Below are 13628 nucleotides of genomic sequence, written 5' to 3' on the forward strand. Positions count from 1 at the left end.
GAACCCACAGGTTGCAGGTCTCCGATCATGATCGTTCGCTATCCATCCATCGACGAGCGGGCCCGGCTGGAAGACTTTCTCCGGCTCATCAAGCCGATCTCCGTGGGCACCCAGGTGACCGGATTTGTGTTCTGGGGTGCGGCCTGGTGGCTCGCGGACCCGGGCTACGAGTACGTGAGCTGGCACCTGGCGCTGCTCGCGTGCTGCGTGGCCCTGTCCATCGCCGGCAGCTGCGCGACCCGGTTCCTTTCGTTCTTCTCGATCATCTCCGTCTGGCTGCTGTGCCTGGGTTTCTCCATGCTCATGGCCCGCAGCCCCGATCGCGAGGTGTGGGCGGTTTCCATGAGCGTGATCGTCTCGGTGGTGGGGGCGCCGCTCTTCTCACGGATGAGCCTGTCGGCGCTCGCGAGCTCGGGGGCATGGCTGATCATGGGAGGGGGCGAATGGGTGGGCACGCCCCATGGCCTGGATTCCGGCTGGACCTTGCTGATGCCTTGCGGGACCATCACGATGGGGCTGCTGATGAATGTCATCTTCGCGACGCTGCACCGAGAGAGCCTGAGGCTGCGGCAGGAGCTCGAAGCGCTCGCCTACAAGGACGTGCTCACGGGCATGCCCAACCGCCGCAAGCTCCTGGCCGACGTCCAGCATCTTCACGAGCAGGGGCGGCTCGGCGACGGATGCTTCCTGATGATCGACGTGGACGACTTCAAGAAAATCAACGACGACTTCGGCCATGCGGCCGGCGACCTGGCGCTGCAGCGCGTCGCGGCCGTGCTCAAGGAGGCCGCGCTCGGCCATGCCTTGGGCAGGCTCGGCGGCGAGGAGTTCGGCGTCGTGCTGACGGGCGGCGGCACGGCGCATGCGCAGTCGATGGCCGCGCGCATCATCGAGCAGGTGCGCGGCATCCGCATCGAAGGCCGTCTCGTCACTGTGAGCGTGGGCATCTCCGGCGTGGCCGGCCATCGCATTCCGGCGGAGCTGTTGCGGGAGGCCGATGTTGCGCTGTACGAGGCGAAGCGAATGGGCAAGGACAGGTTCGCCTTGCACGGCGCGGATTGAACTCCCCGACGGTGGTGCGGGGCAGGCACGCCGCGGCCTCCATAATGCGTCGCCTTCAATCCAATTCGAAGCCGAAACTCCATCCAGCATGACCACTTCGCAAGACCTGACCCCTCTGCTGCTCGACGCCCTCGGCAAACGCATCGACGACCCCGCCGCCATCCGGCTTGCGGAAGCCCTCGGCAAGAAGCCCTTCAAGAACGCGACGCCGGGCAACCGCTGCGACATCGGCAATCGCAGGCTCGGCATCGAAGTCATTGCAGAGATGAACCTGGCCACGCGCTCGCATTTCCCGCCGCGCAAGGACGGCCGCAAGTGGGTCACCTGGGTGTCGGCCGCCTTCATCTATCCGAATTACCGCGGTTCGCTGCCCGCGGGCTTCGACTGGAAGATGGACGACGCGGCGCTGGGCGAGCGCTTCAGGCGGCGGGTCGAAGGCGCGGTGGAGGAAGTGCGCTTCACGCTGCCGGCTCCCGGGGAGGGCCTGCGGGCGAAGGTCTCCATGAACTCCGATGGCCTGCCCAAGCACATGCTGCTGGGCGTGGACGAGGAGGAGACCTACGCCACCATCTATCCCGGCAGCAAGCCGGAGCATTCCGTGGAAGAAGGCTTCTTCGCGAGCTGGTGCGCGCTCAACGGCATCCTGCGGGAAGACCGGCTGGCCGCCGGCCAGCTCGATGCGCTGCGCCAGCGGGAGCTGTCTCCGCTGGCCTTCCTGTCTTCCAGCCTGGGCGGATTGCTGTGGCGAAACGACGTGCGCCCTGAGCATGAGGCCTTCTGCCACGCCTACATGAACCGCCTGATGGAGCCCGAGAAGGCGTCGGCGCTGTTCGACACGGAGGAAGTGTTCGGCGACAGCAACAGCTGGCGCAAGCCGGGCGAAGCGATGACGCAGGACGGCTGGGAGAACTTCGACCGGATTGCGCCGCGCTATACCCAGCGCCTGGAGCAGTGGCGCAGGCGCGAGATCCGTTCCATGGTCGACAGACCGGACGAAGCCTAGGCGACGCTGCAAGCCGGGGTTTCGCGGGAGCCTTGGATCAGGGCCGCAGCCCCTGCGTGAACCGCAGCATGCCCGCGATGCCCTGCGCGAAGCGCGGCTCCAGGAAGGCGCCCAGGTTCGGCATCAGCAGCTGCAGCATGAAGATGCCCGCCAGCAGCGTCAGCGGAAAGCCCACCGCGAAGATGCTGAACTGCGGCGAGGCGCGGTTCAGGATGCCCATGGCCAGGTTCAGCGTGAGCAGCGCGGTGATGAGCGGCAGCGACAGCATCAGCCCGCTGGAAAAGATCTCGCCCCCGCCCAGCACCAGGAACATCCAGCCACCGGAAGCCAGCGGCGCATCGGCCACGGGCAGGGTGTGGAAGCTCTCGGCCAGGGCGTTGAGCATCAGCAGGTGCCCGTCGAGCGCCAGGAAGATCAGCATCGCGAGCATGTTCAGCAGCCGTGCCACCACCATGGTGCTGCCATGGCTCATCGGATCGAAGAAGGACGCGAAGGACAGACCCATCTGCAGGCCGATGTATTCGCCCGCCGCCAGCACTGCCGCGAACACCAGCCGCATGCTGAAGCCCATGGCCGCGCCGATCAGCACCTGCTGCAGGATGATCCAGATGCCTCCCGCCGACACCACCGGCACGGCGGGCATCGGTCCGATGGTGGGCGAGACCACGAAGGCCAGCATGGCGGCCATGGCCACCTTCACCTGGCGCGGCACCCAAGGCTCGCCGAAGACGGGCGCGGTGCTCACGAGCGCCAGCATGCGCACGAAGGGCCAGAGGAAGGCGACGATCCAGCCCTCGAGCTGGGCCGAGGTGACGGATACGATCGACGGCGTCACGTCGAAGGCGGGCCCGTCAGGCCAGCAGCTGCGGTATGCCCGAGAACAGCGCGCGCATATAGTCGAGCATGCGGTCGAGCATCCACGGGCCCGCGACCACCAGCGTCGCGAACACCGCGAGCAGCTTCGGGATGAAGGAAAGCGTGGCCTCGTTGATCTGCGTGGCGGCCTGGAAGATGCTCACCACCAGGCCGATGACCAGCGCCACCAGCAGCAGCGGCGCGCCGATCAGCAGCGAGATCTCCATGGCCCGGTGGCCCATGGTCATGACGGATTCGGGTGTCATCTCCGGTCGTGCCCTAGAGGTAGAAGCTCTGCGCCAGCGCGCCGATGAGCAGCTGCCAGCCGTCGGCCAGCACGAAGAGCATCAGCTTGAAGGGCAGCGCGATGGAAGCCGGCGGCACCATCATCATGCCCATGGACATCAGCACGCTCGCCACCACGAGGTCGATGATGAGGAAGGGAATGAAGATGGTGAAGCCGATCTGGAAGGCCGTCTTCAGCTCGCTGATGACGAAGGAAGGCAGCAGGATGCGCAGCGGAACGTCTTCGGGGCCCTGCATCTCGGGTACCTTGGCCAGCCGTGCGAAGAGAGCGAGGTCGCTCTCGCGGGTCTGCTTGAGCATGAAGGTCTTGAAGGGCGCGATGCCGCGCTCCATGGCCTTCTCGGCGCTGATCTTGTTCTCGGAGAAGGGCTTGTAGGCCTCGTCGTAGGCCTTGTCGAGTACCGGCGCCATCACGAAGAAGGTGAGGAACAGCGACAGCCCCACCAGGATCTGGTTGGGCGGCGAAGTCTGCGTGCCGATGGCGGTGCGCAGCAGGCCCAGCACGATGAGGATGCGCGTGAAGCTGGTCATCGACAGCAGCAGCGCGGGCAGGAAGGTGAGCGAAGTCAGCAGCACCATGGTCTGCACGCTCAGCGACCAGGTCTGGCTGCCGCCGGGGCCGGGCGTGCTGGTGATGCCGGGCAGGCCCTGGGTCCATGCGGCTGCGGGCACCAGGGCGGCGGCGAGCAGCAGCAGCGCGGCGCGCAGGCCGCGGCGCAATGCGGGACGGGTCATGGGGCGGGGTGGTGTTGCCGAGGCTTCTGCGTCTTGCCGGTGAGCGATTCGCGCAGCTTGCGGGCGAAGAGTTCGACGGGAGTCGCGGGCGTAGATGCCGATGCCGTGCTGGCCTGCTGGGTCTGCGTCTGGGCCTGCGCCGGCAGCGTGTGCAGCGTATTGACCTGGCTGGGCGTGACGCCCAGCACCAGCCAAGTGTCGGCCACTTCGACCACCACCACGCGCTCGCGCTGACCGACTGCGGCGCTCGAAACCACCTTCACCAGGTGGCCGCCGCCCAGCCGCTGCAGGCCGAAGCGGCGCGCCAGCCAGGCGCAAAGGAAGATCAGGCCCACCACCATCGCCATGCCGAAGCCCGCCTGCAGCAGGCCCGAGGCTCCGACGGCGGCCGGCGCCACTTCGTGGACGGGCGTGGGCACGGTGGGGAGGCTCATGCCCGCGCGAGCTTCTGCATGCGCTCGGAGGGGGTGACGATGTCGGTCAGGCGGATGCCGTACTTCTCGTTCACCACCACCACCTCGCCCTGCGCGATCAGGTAGCCGTTGATCAGCACGTCCAGCGGCTGGCCGGCCAGTCCGTCGAGCTCCACCACCGAACCCTGCGACAGCTGCAGCAGATTCTTGATGGTGATGCGCGTGCGGCCGATCTCGGCGGTGAGCTGCACCGGCACGTCGAGCACACGCGCGATGTCCACCGCCGTGGCGTTGCTGCCGGCCGGCAGTGGCGACGCGGCAGGCGCGTCCTGGATCTGCTGGAAGACCTGCGCGGTGGCGGGCGCCACGGCGGGAGCCGGCGCGGCTGCCGCCGAGGTGGCGGCCGTCTGCTCGGCCAGCGCGCTGGCCCAGTCGTCCGCTTCGCTGCCGGCGGAGGATGTGTTGTCAGTCATGTTCGTTCTTCAGGTCGCTGTCTTGATGGGTGATCATGTTCTGCACGCGCAGTGCATAGCGTTCGTTGGAGATGCCGTAGCCGCACTCCATCACCGGCACGCCGCCCACCTTGGCGACGACCGTTTCCGGCAGCTCGATGGGAATCACGTCGCCGGCGCGCAGCTTCATCACTTCGCCGATGGTCGAGGGCATGGTCACGAAGTCGGCCACCAGCTCCACGTCGGCGGACTGCATCTGGCGCGACATCTGCGTGACCCAGCGCTTGTCGACCTCGACCTCGTCCTGGATCGGGTTGGACAGCAGGTCGCGGATCGGCTCGATCATCGAGTAGGGCAGGCACACGTGCAGGAAGCCGCCGATGGGGCCGAACTCGATCTGCAGCGTGGTGTTGATTACCACTTCGTTGGGCGCGACGATGTTGGCGAGCTTGCCGTGCATCTCTGCGCGCACGTAGTCGAAATCGAGCGGGAACACCGGCTGCCACGCCTCGCCGTAGCACTGCAGCGACAGGTCGAGCAGGCGCTTGATGATGCGCTGCTCGGTGCGCGTGAAGTCGCGGCCTTCCACGCGCACGTGGTAGCGCCCGTCGCTGCCGAAGAGGTTGTCCACCACGAGGAACACCAGCTTCGGGTCGAACACGAAGAGGGCGGTGCCGCGCAGCGGCTTCATGTGGATCATGTTGATGTTCGCGGGCACCGGCAGGTGCCGCACGAACTCGCCGAATTGCTGGATCTGCACCGGCCCCACCGAGATGTCGGGGCTGCGCCGCATGAAGTTCAGCAGCGCGCTGCGCAGGCCGCGCGCGAAGCGGTCGTTGATGACCTCCAGCGTGTGCATGCGGTTGCGCACCACGCGGTCGGGCGCGCCGAGGTCGTAGGCGGGCAGCCCGTCCTTCGGCGGTGGGGGAGGGGGCGCCTGGTCGACGTCGCCGGTGACGCCTTGCAGCAGCGCATCGACCTCGTCCTGCGAGAGCACCTGTTCATACGCCATGGATCGCTTGTCGTCCGGAGGATGGTGACGTGGTGCTCACTGCACGACGAAGATGTTGAACGAGACGCTGGAGATGCCCAGCTCGGGCGTCTGCGGCGTCAGCGGTGCGTTCAGCGCGGTGCGGATTTCCTCGGCCAGCCTGGCCTTGTCCTCCGGCGTGACCAGCGACTCGGGCGCGCGGTTCGACAGCTGCACCAGCAGCCGGCTGCGCAGCTCGGGCATGAACTCGACGATCTGCGCCTTGGCATGCTCGTCGCGCACACGCAGCGCCATGCCGATCTGCAGGAAGCGGCTGCGGCCCTCCGCCTGCAGGTTCACCGTCAGCGGGTCGAGCATCACGAAGATGGGCTTTTCGGGAACCGGCGGCTTGGCCGCTTCCGTGGAGGCGGCGCCCGTGAAGCGCGGCAGGAAGACGTACGCGGCGGCGCCGGCCGCTGCGAGAAGGCCGACGGCCAGCACGACCCCGATCAGCAGCTTCGATGAGCGGCGCGGGGCGGGCAGCGAGGCGGAGGCCGGTGCGGCGTTTGCGACAGATGTTGGGGGAGCCATGTTGAAGCGGTTTTTCTTGTCCGGTCTATTCTTTTCGAAGTCCCTCGCGGACGAACGGCCGAACAAGCGCACAAAGGCGTTTCATATCCGTTCATTGCGCGGCGCCTTCCATGGGGCGCCGTCGCGGGGCGGGGGGTGAAGATGGGTTGCTGCGTGCCTCGCTGCCTCAGGCGAAGGTGTCGATGCCGGAGCGCGAGTTGGCGGCGGCGGGGCGCGTGGAGGCGACGGCGGCCGCCGGTGCACCGGCCGCCGTGCGTCCGGCGCCGGGGTAGGAGGCCGTGGCCTGCTGCCGCGCCGCGCCCTGCTGCTGGCCCTGTTGTTGCTGCGCGAAGGCGGCGTCGTTGCCGTTGGGCTGGCGCGTTTCCGCGCCGACCGAGGTCTGGCCCAGCGTGATGCCTTGTTCCGACAGCGAGTTGCGCAACTGCGGCAGCGCGGCCTCGACGGCCTTGCGCACGCTCTCGTGCGCCGAGACGAACATCGCCTGCGCCTGGTTGTCGCCCATCGACAGCGTGACCTTCAGCGGGCCGAGGCCGGCCGGGTTCAGGCTGAGCTCGGCCGTGTGGTGCCCGCTGGCGCTCATGCGCAGCAGTTGCTGGCCCAGGGCCGGCGCCCATTTGTCGCTGCCGACTTCGGGTGCGATGGTGTGGGCCGGAGTGCGCGCGGCGGCCGCGGTGTCGCCCGCGCGCTCCGGGGACGACGCCGTCACCGCGGCTGGCTGCTGGAGCGCGACGGGGTCGATGGCGGGCTGGCTGTCCGCGCCATCGGTCGTGGCGGCGACAGGGCTTGCAGCCACGGCGGCCTTGGCGGCCTGCGCATCGTTTGTTGCCGCCGGCTGCGCCGCGCTCGCGAGCTGCTCGGCGGTGGTGGTGCCGATGGGCGCGCGCGATGCGGGGCCGCGGCCGGTCGCTGCGGTGCCCACGGATGGGCTCGCGGGGGCGGACACCGGCTTGGCGAAGCCCACGGCCATGGTCTGCGCCGCGATGGCGGCGCGGGCCGCATCGTGCAGCGAGCCGGCGGGCGCGGCATCCGCTTGCAGGGGCGCGGCTTGCGCGGCTTGCGCGGCGGCTGCGGCGGGCTTCTGCGCGACGGCCTCCTTCGCGGCCTTGGCCGCGGCCTCGGCCGTGTCCGCTGCATCGGCGGCGACAGCGGCCGTGCCGGCGGCTGTCTTCGCCGAAAGCGCCTGCAGGGCCGGACCGAGAGCCACGTCGGTGGTGGCGTCTGCCGGCGTCGTCTTCGCAAGCCCGTCGGCAGTGCCTTCGCCCGCCGCCTGCGCCGCCGACCGGCCCGCGAGCGTCAGCGCGTGCAGCGGCGAGTTCGCCTGCGCGAGGAATGCGAGGTTCGGGTCGGCGAGCGGAGCGTCTTCCTTCTTCGTGTCCTCATCCGCGCCGGGCTTGCGCGCGGCCTTGCGGTCGATGGCGGCCACGTCCGACGTGCTGCCGTCCTTCTCCGCCGTACCGGCCTGGCCGCCGCCGTTGGCGCGCGAGCGCTCCAGCGCCGCGCCGAAGTCTGGGCCCTGCGCCTCGTCCGCGCCGCGCCCGCGCGAGGCGGCCTGCGCGGCCGCGGGCTGTGCTGCGGCATTCGTCGTGACGGGGGGCATGATCATGGAAGGCATGTCGGGTCCTGCGTGCGGATGTTTCTGTTTCTCAAAGGGTCGGATGCGAGGCGCGGTCGAAGAACTTGCGCGCCGCGCGCTCGTCGCTGTCGCGCTGCTCGCGCTTGGCCTCGGCCATCAGCTCCTGCATGCGCACGCGCTCGGCCAGCGTGTCGAAGGAGCTCAGGCGTCGGCGCTGCTGCTGCCAGTCGTCGCGGCCGTGGTCCAGCCGGGTGCCGGTCTGCGCGGCAATGGCGCGCTGCTGCTCGATGGCGTTGTCCAGCGTGCCGAGGAAGTTGCGGTAGTTGCGCCACTGCGAGGAGGGCAGGCCGTCGCGCATCAGGGCGTCGAGCTGCTCGTGGTAGTCCTGCCGGTACTGCAGCAGCAGGTCGAGCTTCTGGCTGGCGTCCAGGTGCGCGTTCTGCAGCGCGCCCAGGCGCCGCGCGGCGTCGTCGGTCTGTGTGTGCGCCAGGTCGATCAGCATGCCGAGAGGGAGCTTGCGTGTCATCTTTTGCTTCTTTGCGGAGTGGGTGTGCGCGGCTCGCCTTCGAACAGGTTTTCCAGGCGGGCGATGGATTCGGCATAGTCCGTGCGCTCGTCCATCGACTGCTGCAGGAAGCCCTCGATGCGCGGGTACATCGCGATCGCCTGGTCCAGCTGCAGGTCGTGGCCGGGCGCGTAGGCGCCCACGCTGATCAGGTCGCGGTTGCGCTGGTAGCGCGAGAGCATCTGCTTGAAGCGGCGCACGGTGTCGAACTGCGAGGACGGGATCAGCGCGGTCATGGCGCGGCTGATGGAGGCCTCGATGTCGATGGCCGGGTAATGCCCGGCCTCGGCCAGCGTGCGCGAGAGCACCACGTGGCCGTCGAGGATCGCGCGCGCCGAGTCGGCGATGGGGTCCTGCTGGTCGTCGCCCTCCGACAGCACCGTGTAGAAGGCGGTGATGGAGCCGCCGCGCCCATTCGCGTCGCGTTCGCCGTTGCCGGCGCGTTCCACCAGCGCCGGCAGCTTGGCGAACACCGAGGGCGGATAGCCCTTGGTGGCGGGCGGCTCGCCCACGGCCAGCGCGATCTCGCGCTGCGCCATCGCGTAGCGGGTGAGCGAGTCCATGATGAGCAGCACGTCCTTGCCGCGGTCGCGGAAGTACTCGGCCAGGCAGGTCGCGTAGGCCGCGCCCTGCAGGCGCAGCAGCGGCGAGTTGTCGGCCGGCGCCGCCACCACCACCGCGCGTGCCAGGCCCTCTTCGCCCAGCGTGTTCTCGATGAAGTCCTTCACCTCGCGGCCGCGTTCGCCGATCAGGCCGACCACGATGACCTCGGCGCTGGTGTAGCGCGCCATCATGCCCAGCAGCACGCTCTTGCCCACGCCCGAGCCGGCGAACAGGCCCATGCGCTGGCCGCGGCCCACGGTGAGCATGCCGTTGATGGCGCGCACGCCCACGTCGAGCACCGAATCGATCGGCGCGCGCGTCAGCGGGTTCATGGGCGGCGAGCTCAGCGGCACCTTGCGGGCCATGTCGAGCGGGCCCAGCCCGTCGAGCGGACGGCCGGCCGCATCGACCACGCGGCCGAGCATGCCTTCGCCGACAGGCAACCGCTTGGTGTGCGCATTGCCACTGCCGATGGTTCCCGCAGCATCGGGCTCGGGCGCTCCGGGCCGCGCATACACGCGCGCGCCGGGCAGCAGGCCTGCCACTTCGGTCTGCGACATCAGGAAGAGCCGGTCGCCCGCGAAGCCGACCACTTCGGCTTCGGCGTGCCGTTGCGCATGGCCCGGCGGCAGCTCGATCAGGCAGTCGCTGCCCACGGGCAGCTGAAGCCCCACGGCCTCGAGCACCAGTCCCACCGCGCGCGTGAGCCGGCCCGAGGCGATGGTGGTCTCGCAGCCCGCCACATTGGCGCGCGCTTTTTCGAGCGCGGCGAGCACCGACTGCAGATGGGGGTTGGGGGCGGTGGCCTGCATGGCGGTTGTCACCGGGCTTCGGGCCTGCCGTCGGCGTCGCCGTTGAGGGCGCCCGTCACGCGCTTCCAGCGCGTTTCCAGCGTGCCGTCGAGCTCGCCCGTGGCCGATTGCACGCGGCAGCCGCCTCGGGTGATGGTGTCGTCGGCGCGCATCTGCCAGCCGGCGGCTTCGATCTCTTCGCCCAGGCTGCTTCGCACCAGCGCAACGTCGTCGGGGTGCAGCAGCAGGCGCGGCTCACCGCGCAAGGCTGGTTCGGTGTTGAGCAGGTCGCGCACCACGGGCAGCACCCATTCGGGCTCGGCCTTCAGCGTGCGGTGCACCACTTGGCGGGCCACGTCGAGCGCGAGCGCGAGCACGGTCTGCGATAGCTCTTCCTCGGCGCGGCGCAATGCATCGGGCAGCGACTGGGCCAGCGCGCGCAGGCGTTCGGCGTGCGCGCTGGCGGCCGCGAGGCCGGTGGCCAGGCCCTCGGTGTGGCCCACCTTGCGGCCTTCGGCAAGACCGGCGGCACGGCCTTCGGCTTCGCCGTCGATGCGGGCTTCCTTGCGGATGCGCGCGAGATCGGCGAGGTCGATCTTGGGTGCGGGCGGCGGCGGTGGCGGCGCGGTGTTCCGGCGTTCGGCCGCCGTCTTGCGGGCGGCGGGTGAGGGCGTGCGAGGGCTGCCGTCGATGGTGCCCATTTCCCAGCGCTCCCATGCCGAGAGCGCGGGCGGGCTGGGCGGCGTGCGCTCGGTCCTCGGCCCGCCGGCAGCGTGGCGTGCGGCGGCGTGGATGGCTGCGAGCCGCTCGCGCGATTCGCCGAAGCCGCCGAAGCCGCCGAAGTTGCCGTTGGAATCAGACGAACTCATCGGTGCCAGGCGTCGCGATCACGATTTCGCCGGCCTCCGCCAGGCGGCGGGCGACCTGCAGGATGGCCTTCTGCTCGGTTTCGACCTGCGACACGCGCACAGGTCCGCGCAGCTCCATGTCCTCGCGCAGCGTCTCGGCGGCGCGCTGCGACATGTTGTTGAGGAACTTGTCGCGCAGCTCCATCGGCGCGCCCTTGAGGGCGATGATGAGCGAGTCGCTCTCGATGTCCTTGAGCAGGCGCTGGATGCTGCGGTCTTCCAGGCCCAGCAGGTTCTCGAACACGAACATCTCGTCGACGATGCGCTGTGCCAGCGCCTCGTCCTGCTCGCGCACGTGGGCGATGGCTTCTTCCTCCACGCTGGTGCTCATGAGGTTGACGATCTCGGCCGCGGTGCGCACGCCGCCCAGGCGGCTGCGGCGCAGGCCCTGGCCCGCGAGCATCTCGGTGAGCACGTCGGTCAGTTCGTTCAGGGCCGAGGGCTGCACGCCGCCGAAGGTGGCCACGCGCATGATCACGTCGTGGCGCAGGCGCGCGGGCAGCTTCTCGAGCACCTCGGAGGCCTTCATGCGGTCCAGGTGCACGAGCAGCGTCGCCAGGATCTGCGGGTGCTCGTCGCGGATGAGCTCGGCCACTTCGCCGGCCTCGAGCTCGTTGAGCCGCTCGATGCCGCCGTGCGGCTCGTCGGGCTGCAGGATGTCTTCCAGCAGGTTGCTGGCGCGGTCTTCGCCCAGCGCCTTGCGCAGCACGGCGCGGATGTAGCTGGTCGAGCCCAGGTGCAGTGCCGAGAGCTGCTCGGTCTCGTTGCGGAACTCGGCCAGCACCTCGGCCAGCTCTTCCTTCGAGACTGAGGTGAGCTTCGACATCGCGAGCCCCAGCGCCTGCACCTCGGAGGTGGGCAGCTGGTGCAGCGCGGCCGCCGCGCGGTCTTCGCCCAGTGCCATCAGCAGGATGGCGCTCTTGCGTGTTCCCTGTTCGCTACTCATCGTTGTTCATCCAGTGCTGGATCAGCGCCGCCACAACCTTCGGGTCCTTGTCGGCGGTCTGGTGGGCGTATTCCATGTCGGCCTTGCGGCGGTTGGCCTCGCGTTCGCGCAGGCTCTCCTCGGCGGAGGGCGTGTTCTCATCCGGTGCGGCAGCGGCCACCACGGCCGGGGCTTCCGCAGCGGCCGGCGCGGGCGGGGGCGCCAGGTGCTTGCGCATCAGCGGGCGCAGCACCGCGAACCAGGCGAAGAGCGCGAGCAGCGCGTACAGCAGGTACTGGCCGGCGGTCCTGGCGAGGTCGAGGTTCTCGCGGTCGCGCCAGAACGGCACCTCGGGCGCGGGAGCGTTGTCGGTGTCACGGGCGAAGGCGCTGTTCACCACGTTGAGCGAGTCTCCTCGTTCCTGGCTGAAACCCATGGCTTCCTTCGCGAGGTTGCGGATCTGCTCCAGCTCGGCCGGCGTCAGCGCGCGGCTGGCGGTCTTGCCCGCGGCATCCACCGCGTCGCGGTTGTTCACGACGACGGCGACCGACAGGCGCTTCACGCCGCCGGCGGCCTGCTGCACGTGGCGGATGGTGCGGTCGAGCTCGTAGTTGGTGGTGGTGTCCTTGCGCGAGCTGCTCGGGCCGGTGGGCGCGGTGCTGGCCGTCGATGCGGTGGCGGTGCCGGGGGCTCCCGGCGCGCCGGGCGTTCCCGGGGCGGGCGGGGTTCTGGGTGCGTTCGGTGCCCTCGGGCCGGTGATCGGCGCAACGGGATTCACCGGCGGCTGGTTCGACAGCGCGCCCGGCACGCCGCCGGGCTGTCCGCCGCCGTGCTGCGACGATTCGCTGCTCTGCTGGCTGCGGATGGCGGCCTGCGCCGGGTCCTGGTTGGGCTTGTATTTCTCGTCGGTGTGCTCGACCACCGAGAAGTCGATGTCCGCCGCCACCTGCGCGCGCACGTTGTTCGCGCCCACGATGGGCTGCAGGATCGCCTCGATGCGGCGGATGTAGCCCTGCTCGATCTCCTGCGCGTACTTCAGCTGGCTCACGTCCAGCCCGCGGTCGGCGCCGCGCGCGGAAGAAAGCAGGTTGCCGCGCTGGTCCACCACGGTCACGCTCTTGGCGTCGAGGTCGGGCACGCTGCTGGAGACCATGTGCACGATGGCGCTGACCTGGCCCTCGTCGATGCTGCGCCCGCGCGCCAGCGCGAGCACCACGGAGGCCGAGGGCTTCTTCTGTTCGCGCACGAAGAGCGAGGGCTTGGGCAGCGCCAGGTGCACCCGGGCCGACTCGATGGCGCCGATGGATTCGATGGAGCGCGCGAGCTCGCCTTCGAGCCCGCGCTGGTAGTTGACCTGCTCGGCGAACTGGCTGGTGCCGAACTTCTGGTTGTCCATCAATTCGAAGCCCACCCCGCCGGCCTTGGGCAGGCCCTGCGCCGCGAGCTTGAGGCGGGTCTCGGCCACCTTGTCGCCCGCGATCAGGATCGCGCCGCCGCCGTCGGCGAACTTGTAGGGCACGTTCATCTGCTGCAGCGACGCGATGATCGCGCCGCCGTCGCGGTCCGACACATTGGTGTAGAGCACCTTGTATTCGGGGCCGCGGCTCCAGAGCATGAACGCGGCCGCGGCGGCCACCAGGGCCGCGCCGCCGATGATCAGCGGCAGCCTCGGCTGCGCGCGGAGGCGGTCGAGCAGGGCCGGCTGGCCGTCGCCGGACTGGGGCAGCGCGTCCGCGGGCGCAGCCGTGCTCATGGGCGCGCCCTCGTCGCGGCCATGGCCATGGTGGGAGAGGAATTTCGGTTTAGAGATTTCATTCCGGGTGGCCGGTGATGTCGTCCGCGGCCTGTTCGTTTCGCGGACGATTGTCAGCAGTCA

General features: G+C 69.6%; 15 protein-coding genes. 2 read left to right on the forward strand and 13 right to left on the reverse strand.

Annotated features, from left to right (window positions below; genetic code table 11):
* Window positions 1–27 precede the first annotated feature (27 nt).
* Together EJP67_RS19170 and EJP67_RS19175 are read left to right on the forward strand one after the other, a co-directional pair.
* On the forward strand, window positions 28–1062 hold the full coding sequence (locus tag EJP67_RS19170; protein ID WP_126023301.1) for a GGDEF domain-containing protein: 1035 nt from the start codon (window positions 28–30) through the stop codon (window positions 1060–1062).
* Window positions 1063–1150: 88 nt separating this feature from the next.
* On the forward strand, window positions 1151–2065 hold the full coding sequence (locus tag EJP67_RS19175) for a DUF7832 domain-containing protein (RefSeq protein ID WP_126023302.1): 915 nt from the start codon (window positions 1151–1153) through the stop codon (window positions 2063–2065).
* Between the two features lie 37 nt (window positions 2066–2102).
* Here the strand turns inward: EJP67_RS19175 and fliR are convergent, their stop codons facing one another.
* The 13 genes from fliR to fliF form a co-directional block, all read right to left on the reverse strand.
* Entirely contained in the window at window positions 2103–2888 is a 786-nt protein-coding gene (gene fliR / locus EJP67_RS19180) for a flagellar biosynthetic protein FliR (protein ID WP_165909663.1), read from the reverse strand.
* A gap of 28 nt (window positions 2889–2916) precedes the next feature.
* On the reverse strand, window positions 2917–3186 hold the full coding sequence (gene fliQ, locus EJP67_RS19185) for a flagellar biosynthesis protein FliQ (RefSeq protein WP_126023304.1): 270 nt from the start codon (window positions 3184–3186) through the stop codon (window positions 2917–2919).
* A 13-nt stretch (window positions 3187–3199) separates the two neighbouring features.
* Window positions 3200–3961 (reverse strand): flagellar type III secretion system pore protein FliP, encoded by a 762-nt coding sequence (gene fliP, locus EJP67_RS19190; RefSeq protein WP_240650703.1) that lies wholly within the window; start codon window positions 3959–3961, stop codon window positions 3200–3202.
* Window positions 3958–4395 carry a flagellar biosynthetic protein FliO gene (gene fliO, locus EJP67_RS19195; RefSeq protein WP_126023305.1) on the reverse strand — a complete coding sequence of 146 codons (438 nt, stop codon included), beginning with the start codon at window positions 4393–4395 and terminating at the stop codon, window positions 3958–3960. The genes fliP and fliO overlap by 4 nt, the downstream gene beginning before the upstream one ends.
* Entirely contained in the window at window positions 4392–4847 is a 456-nt protein-coding gene (gene fliN, locus EJP67_RS19200) for a flagellar motor switch protein FliN (protein ID WP_126023306.1), read from the reverse strand. Before fliN ends, fliO begins: the two co-directional genes overlap by 4 nt.
* Window positions 4840–5838 (reverse strand): flagellar motor switch protein FliM, encoded by a 999-nt coding sequence (fliM, locus tag EJP67_RS19205; protein ID WP_126023307.1) that lies wholly within the window; start codon window positions 5836–5838, stop codon window positions 4840–4842. Before fliM ends, fliN begins: the two co-directional genes overlap by 8 nt.
* Before the next feature lie 36 nt (window positions 5839–5874).
* The gene (fliL, locus tag EJP67_RS19210; RefSeq protein ID WP_126023308.1) at window positions 5875–6387 is read right to left on the reverse strand and encodes a flagellar basal body-associated protein FliL; all 513 of its coding nucleotides are present in this window, start codon (window positions 6385–6387) and stop codon (window positions 5875–5877) included.
* A gap of 166 nt (window positions 6388–6553) precedes the next feature.
* A complete protein-coding gene (locus tag EJP67_RS33820; protein WP_206169526.1) occupies window positions 6554–7999 on the reverse strand; it encodes a flagellar hook-length control protein FliK in 1446 nt (481 codons plus the stop codon).
* A gap of 31 nt (window positions 8000–8030) precedes the next feature.
* A complete protein-coding gene (gene fliJ, locus EJP67_RS19220) occupies window positions 8031–8486 on the reverse strand; it encodes a flagellar export protein FliJ (protein WP_126023309.1) in 456 nt (151 codons plus the stop codon).
* On the reverse strand, window positions 8483–9940 hold the full coding sequence (gene fliI, locus EJP67_RS19225; protein WP_126023524.1) for a flagellar protein export ATPase FliI: 1458 nt from the start codon (window positions 9938–9940) through the stop codon (window positions 8483–8485). The genes fliJ and fliI overlap by 4 nt, the downstream gene beginning before the upstream one ends.
* Window positions 9941–9948: 8 nt before the next feature.
* A complete protein-coding gene (gene fliH, locus EJP67_RS19230; RefSeq protein WP_126023310.1) occupies window positions 9949–10788 on the reverse strand; it encodes a flagellar assembly protein FliH in 840 nt (279 codons plus the stop codon).
* Entirely contained in the window at window positions 10775–11773 is a 999-nt protein-coding gene (fliG, locus tag EJP67_RS19235) for a flagellar motor switch protein FliG (RefSeq protein WP_126023311.1), read from the reverse strand. Before fliG ends, fliH begins: the two co-directional genes overlap by 14 nt.
* Complete coding sequence (gene fliF / locus EJP67_RS19240) at window positions 11766–13505, reverse strand: flagellar basal-body MS-ring/collar protein FliF (RefSeq protein WP_126023312.1); 1740 nt, start codon at window positions 13503–13505, stop codon at window positions 11766–11768. The genes fliG and fliF overlap by 8 nt, the downstream gene beginning before the upstream one ends.
* Between the last annotated feature and the right edge of the window lie 123 nt (window positions 13506–13628).

Origin of the sequence: Variovorax guangxiensis (assembly GCF_003952165.1) — a bacterium.
Taxonomy (GTDB): Bacteria; Pseudomonadota; Gammaproteobacteria; order Burkholderiales; family Burkholderiaceae_C; genus Variovorax; species Variovorax guangxiensis.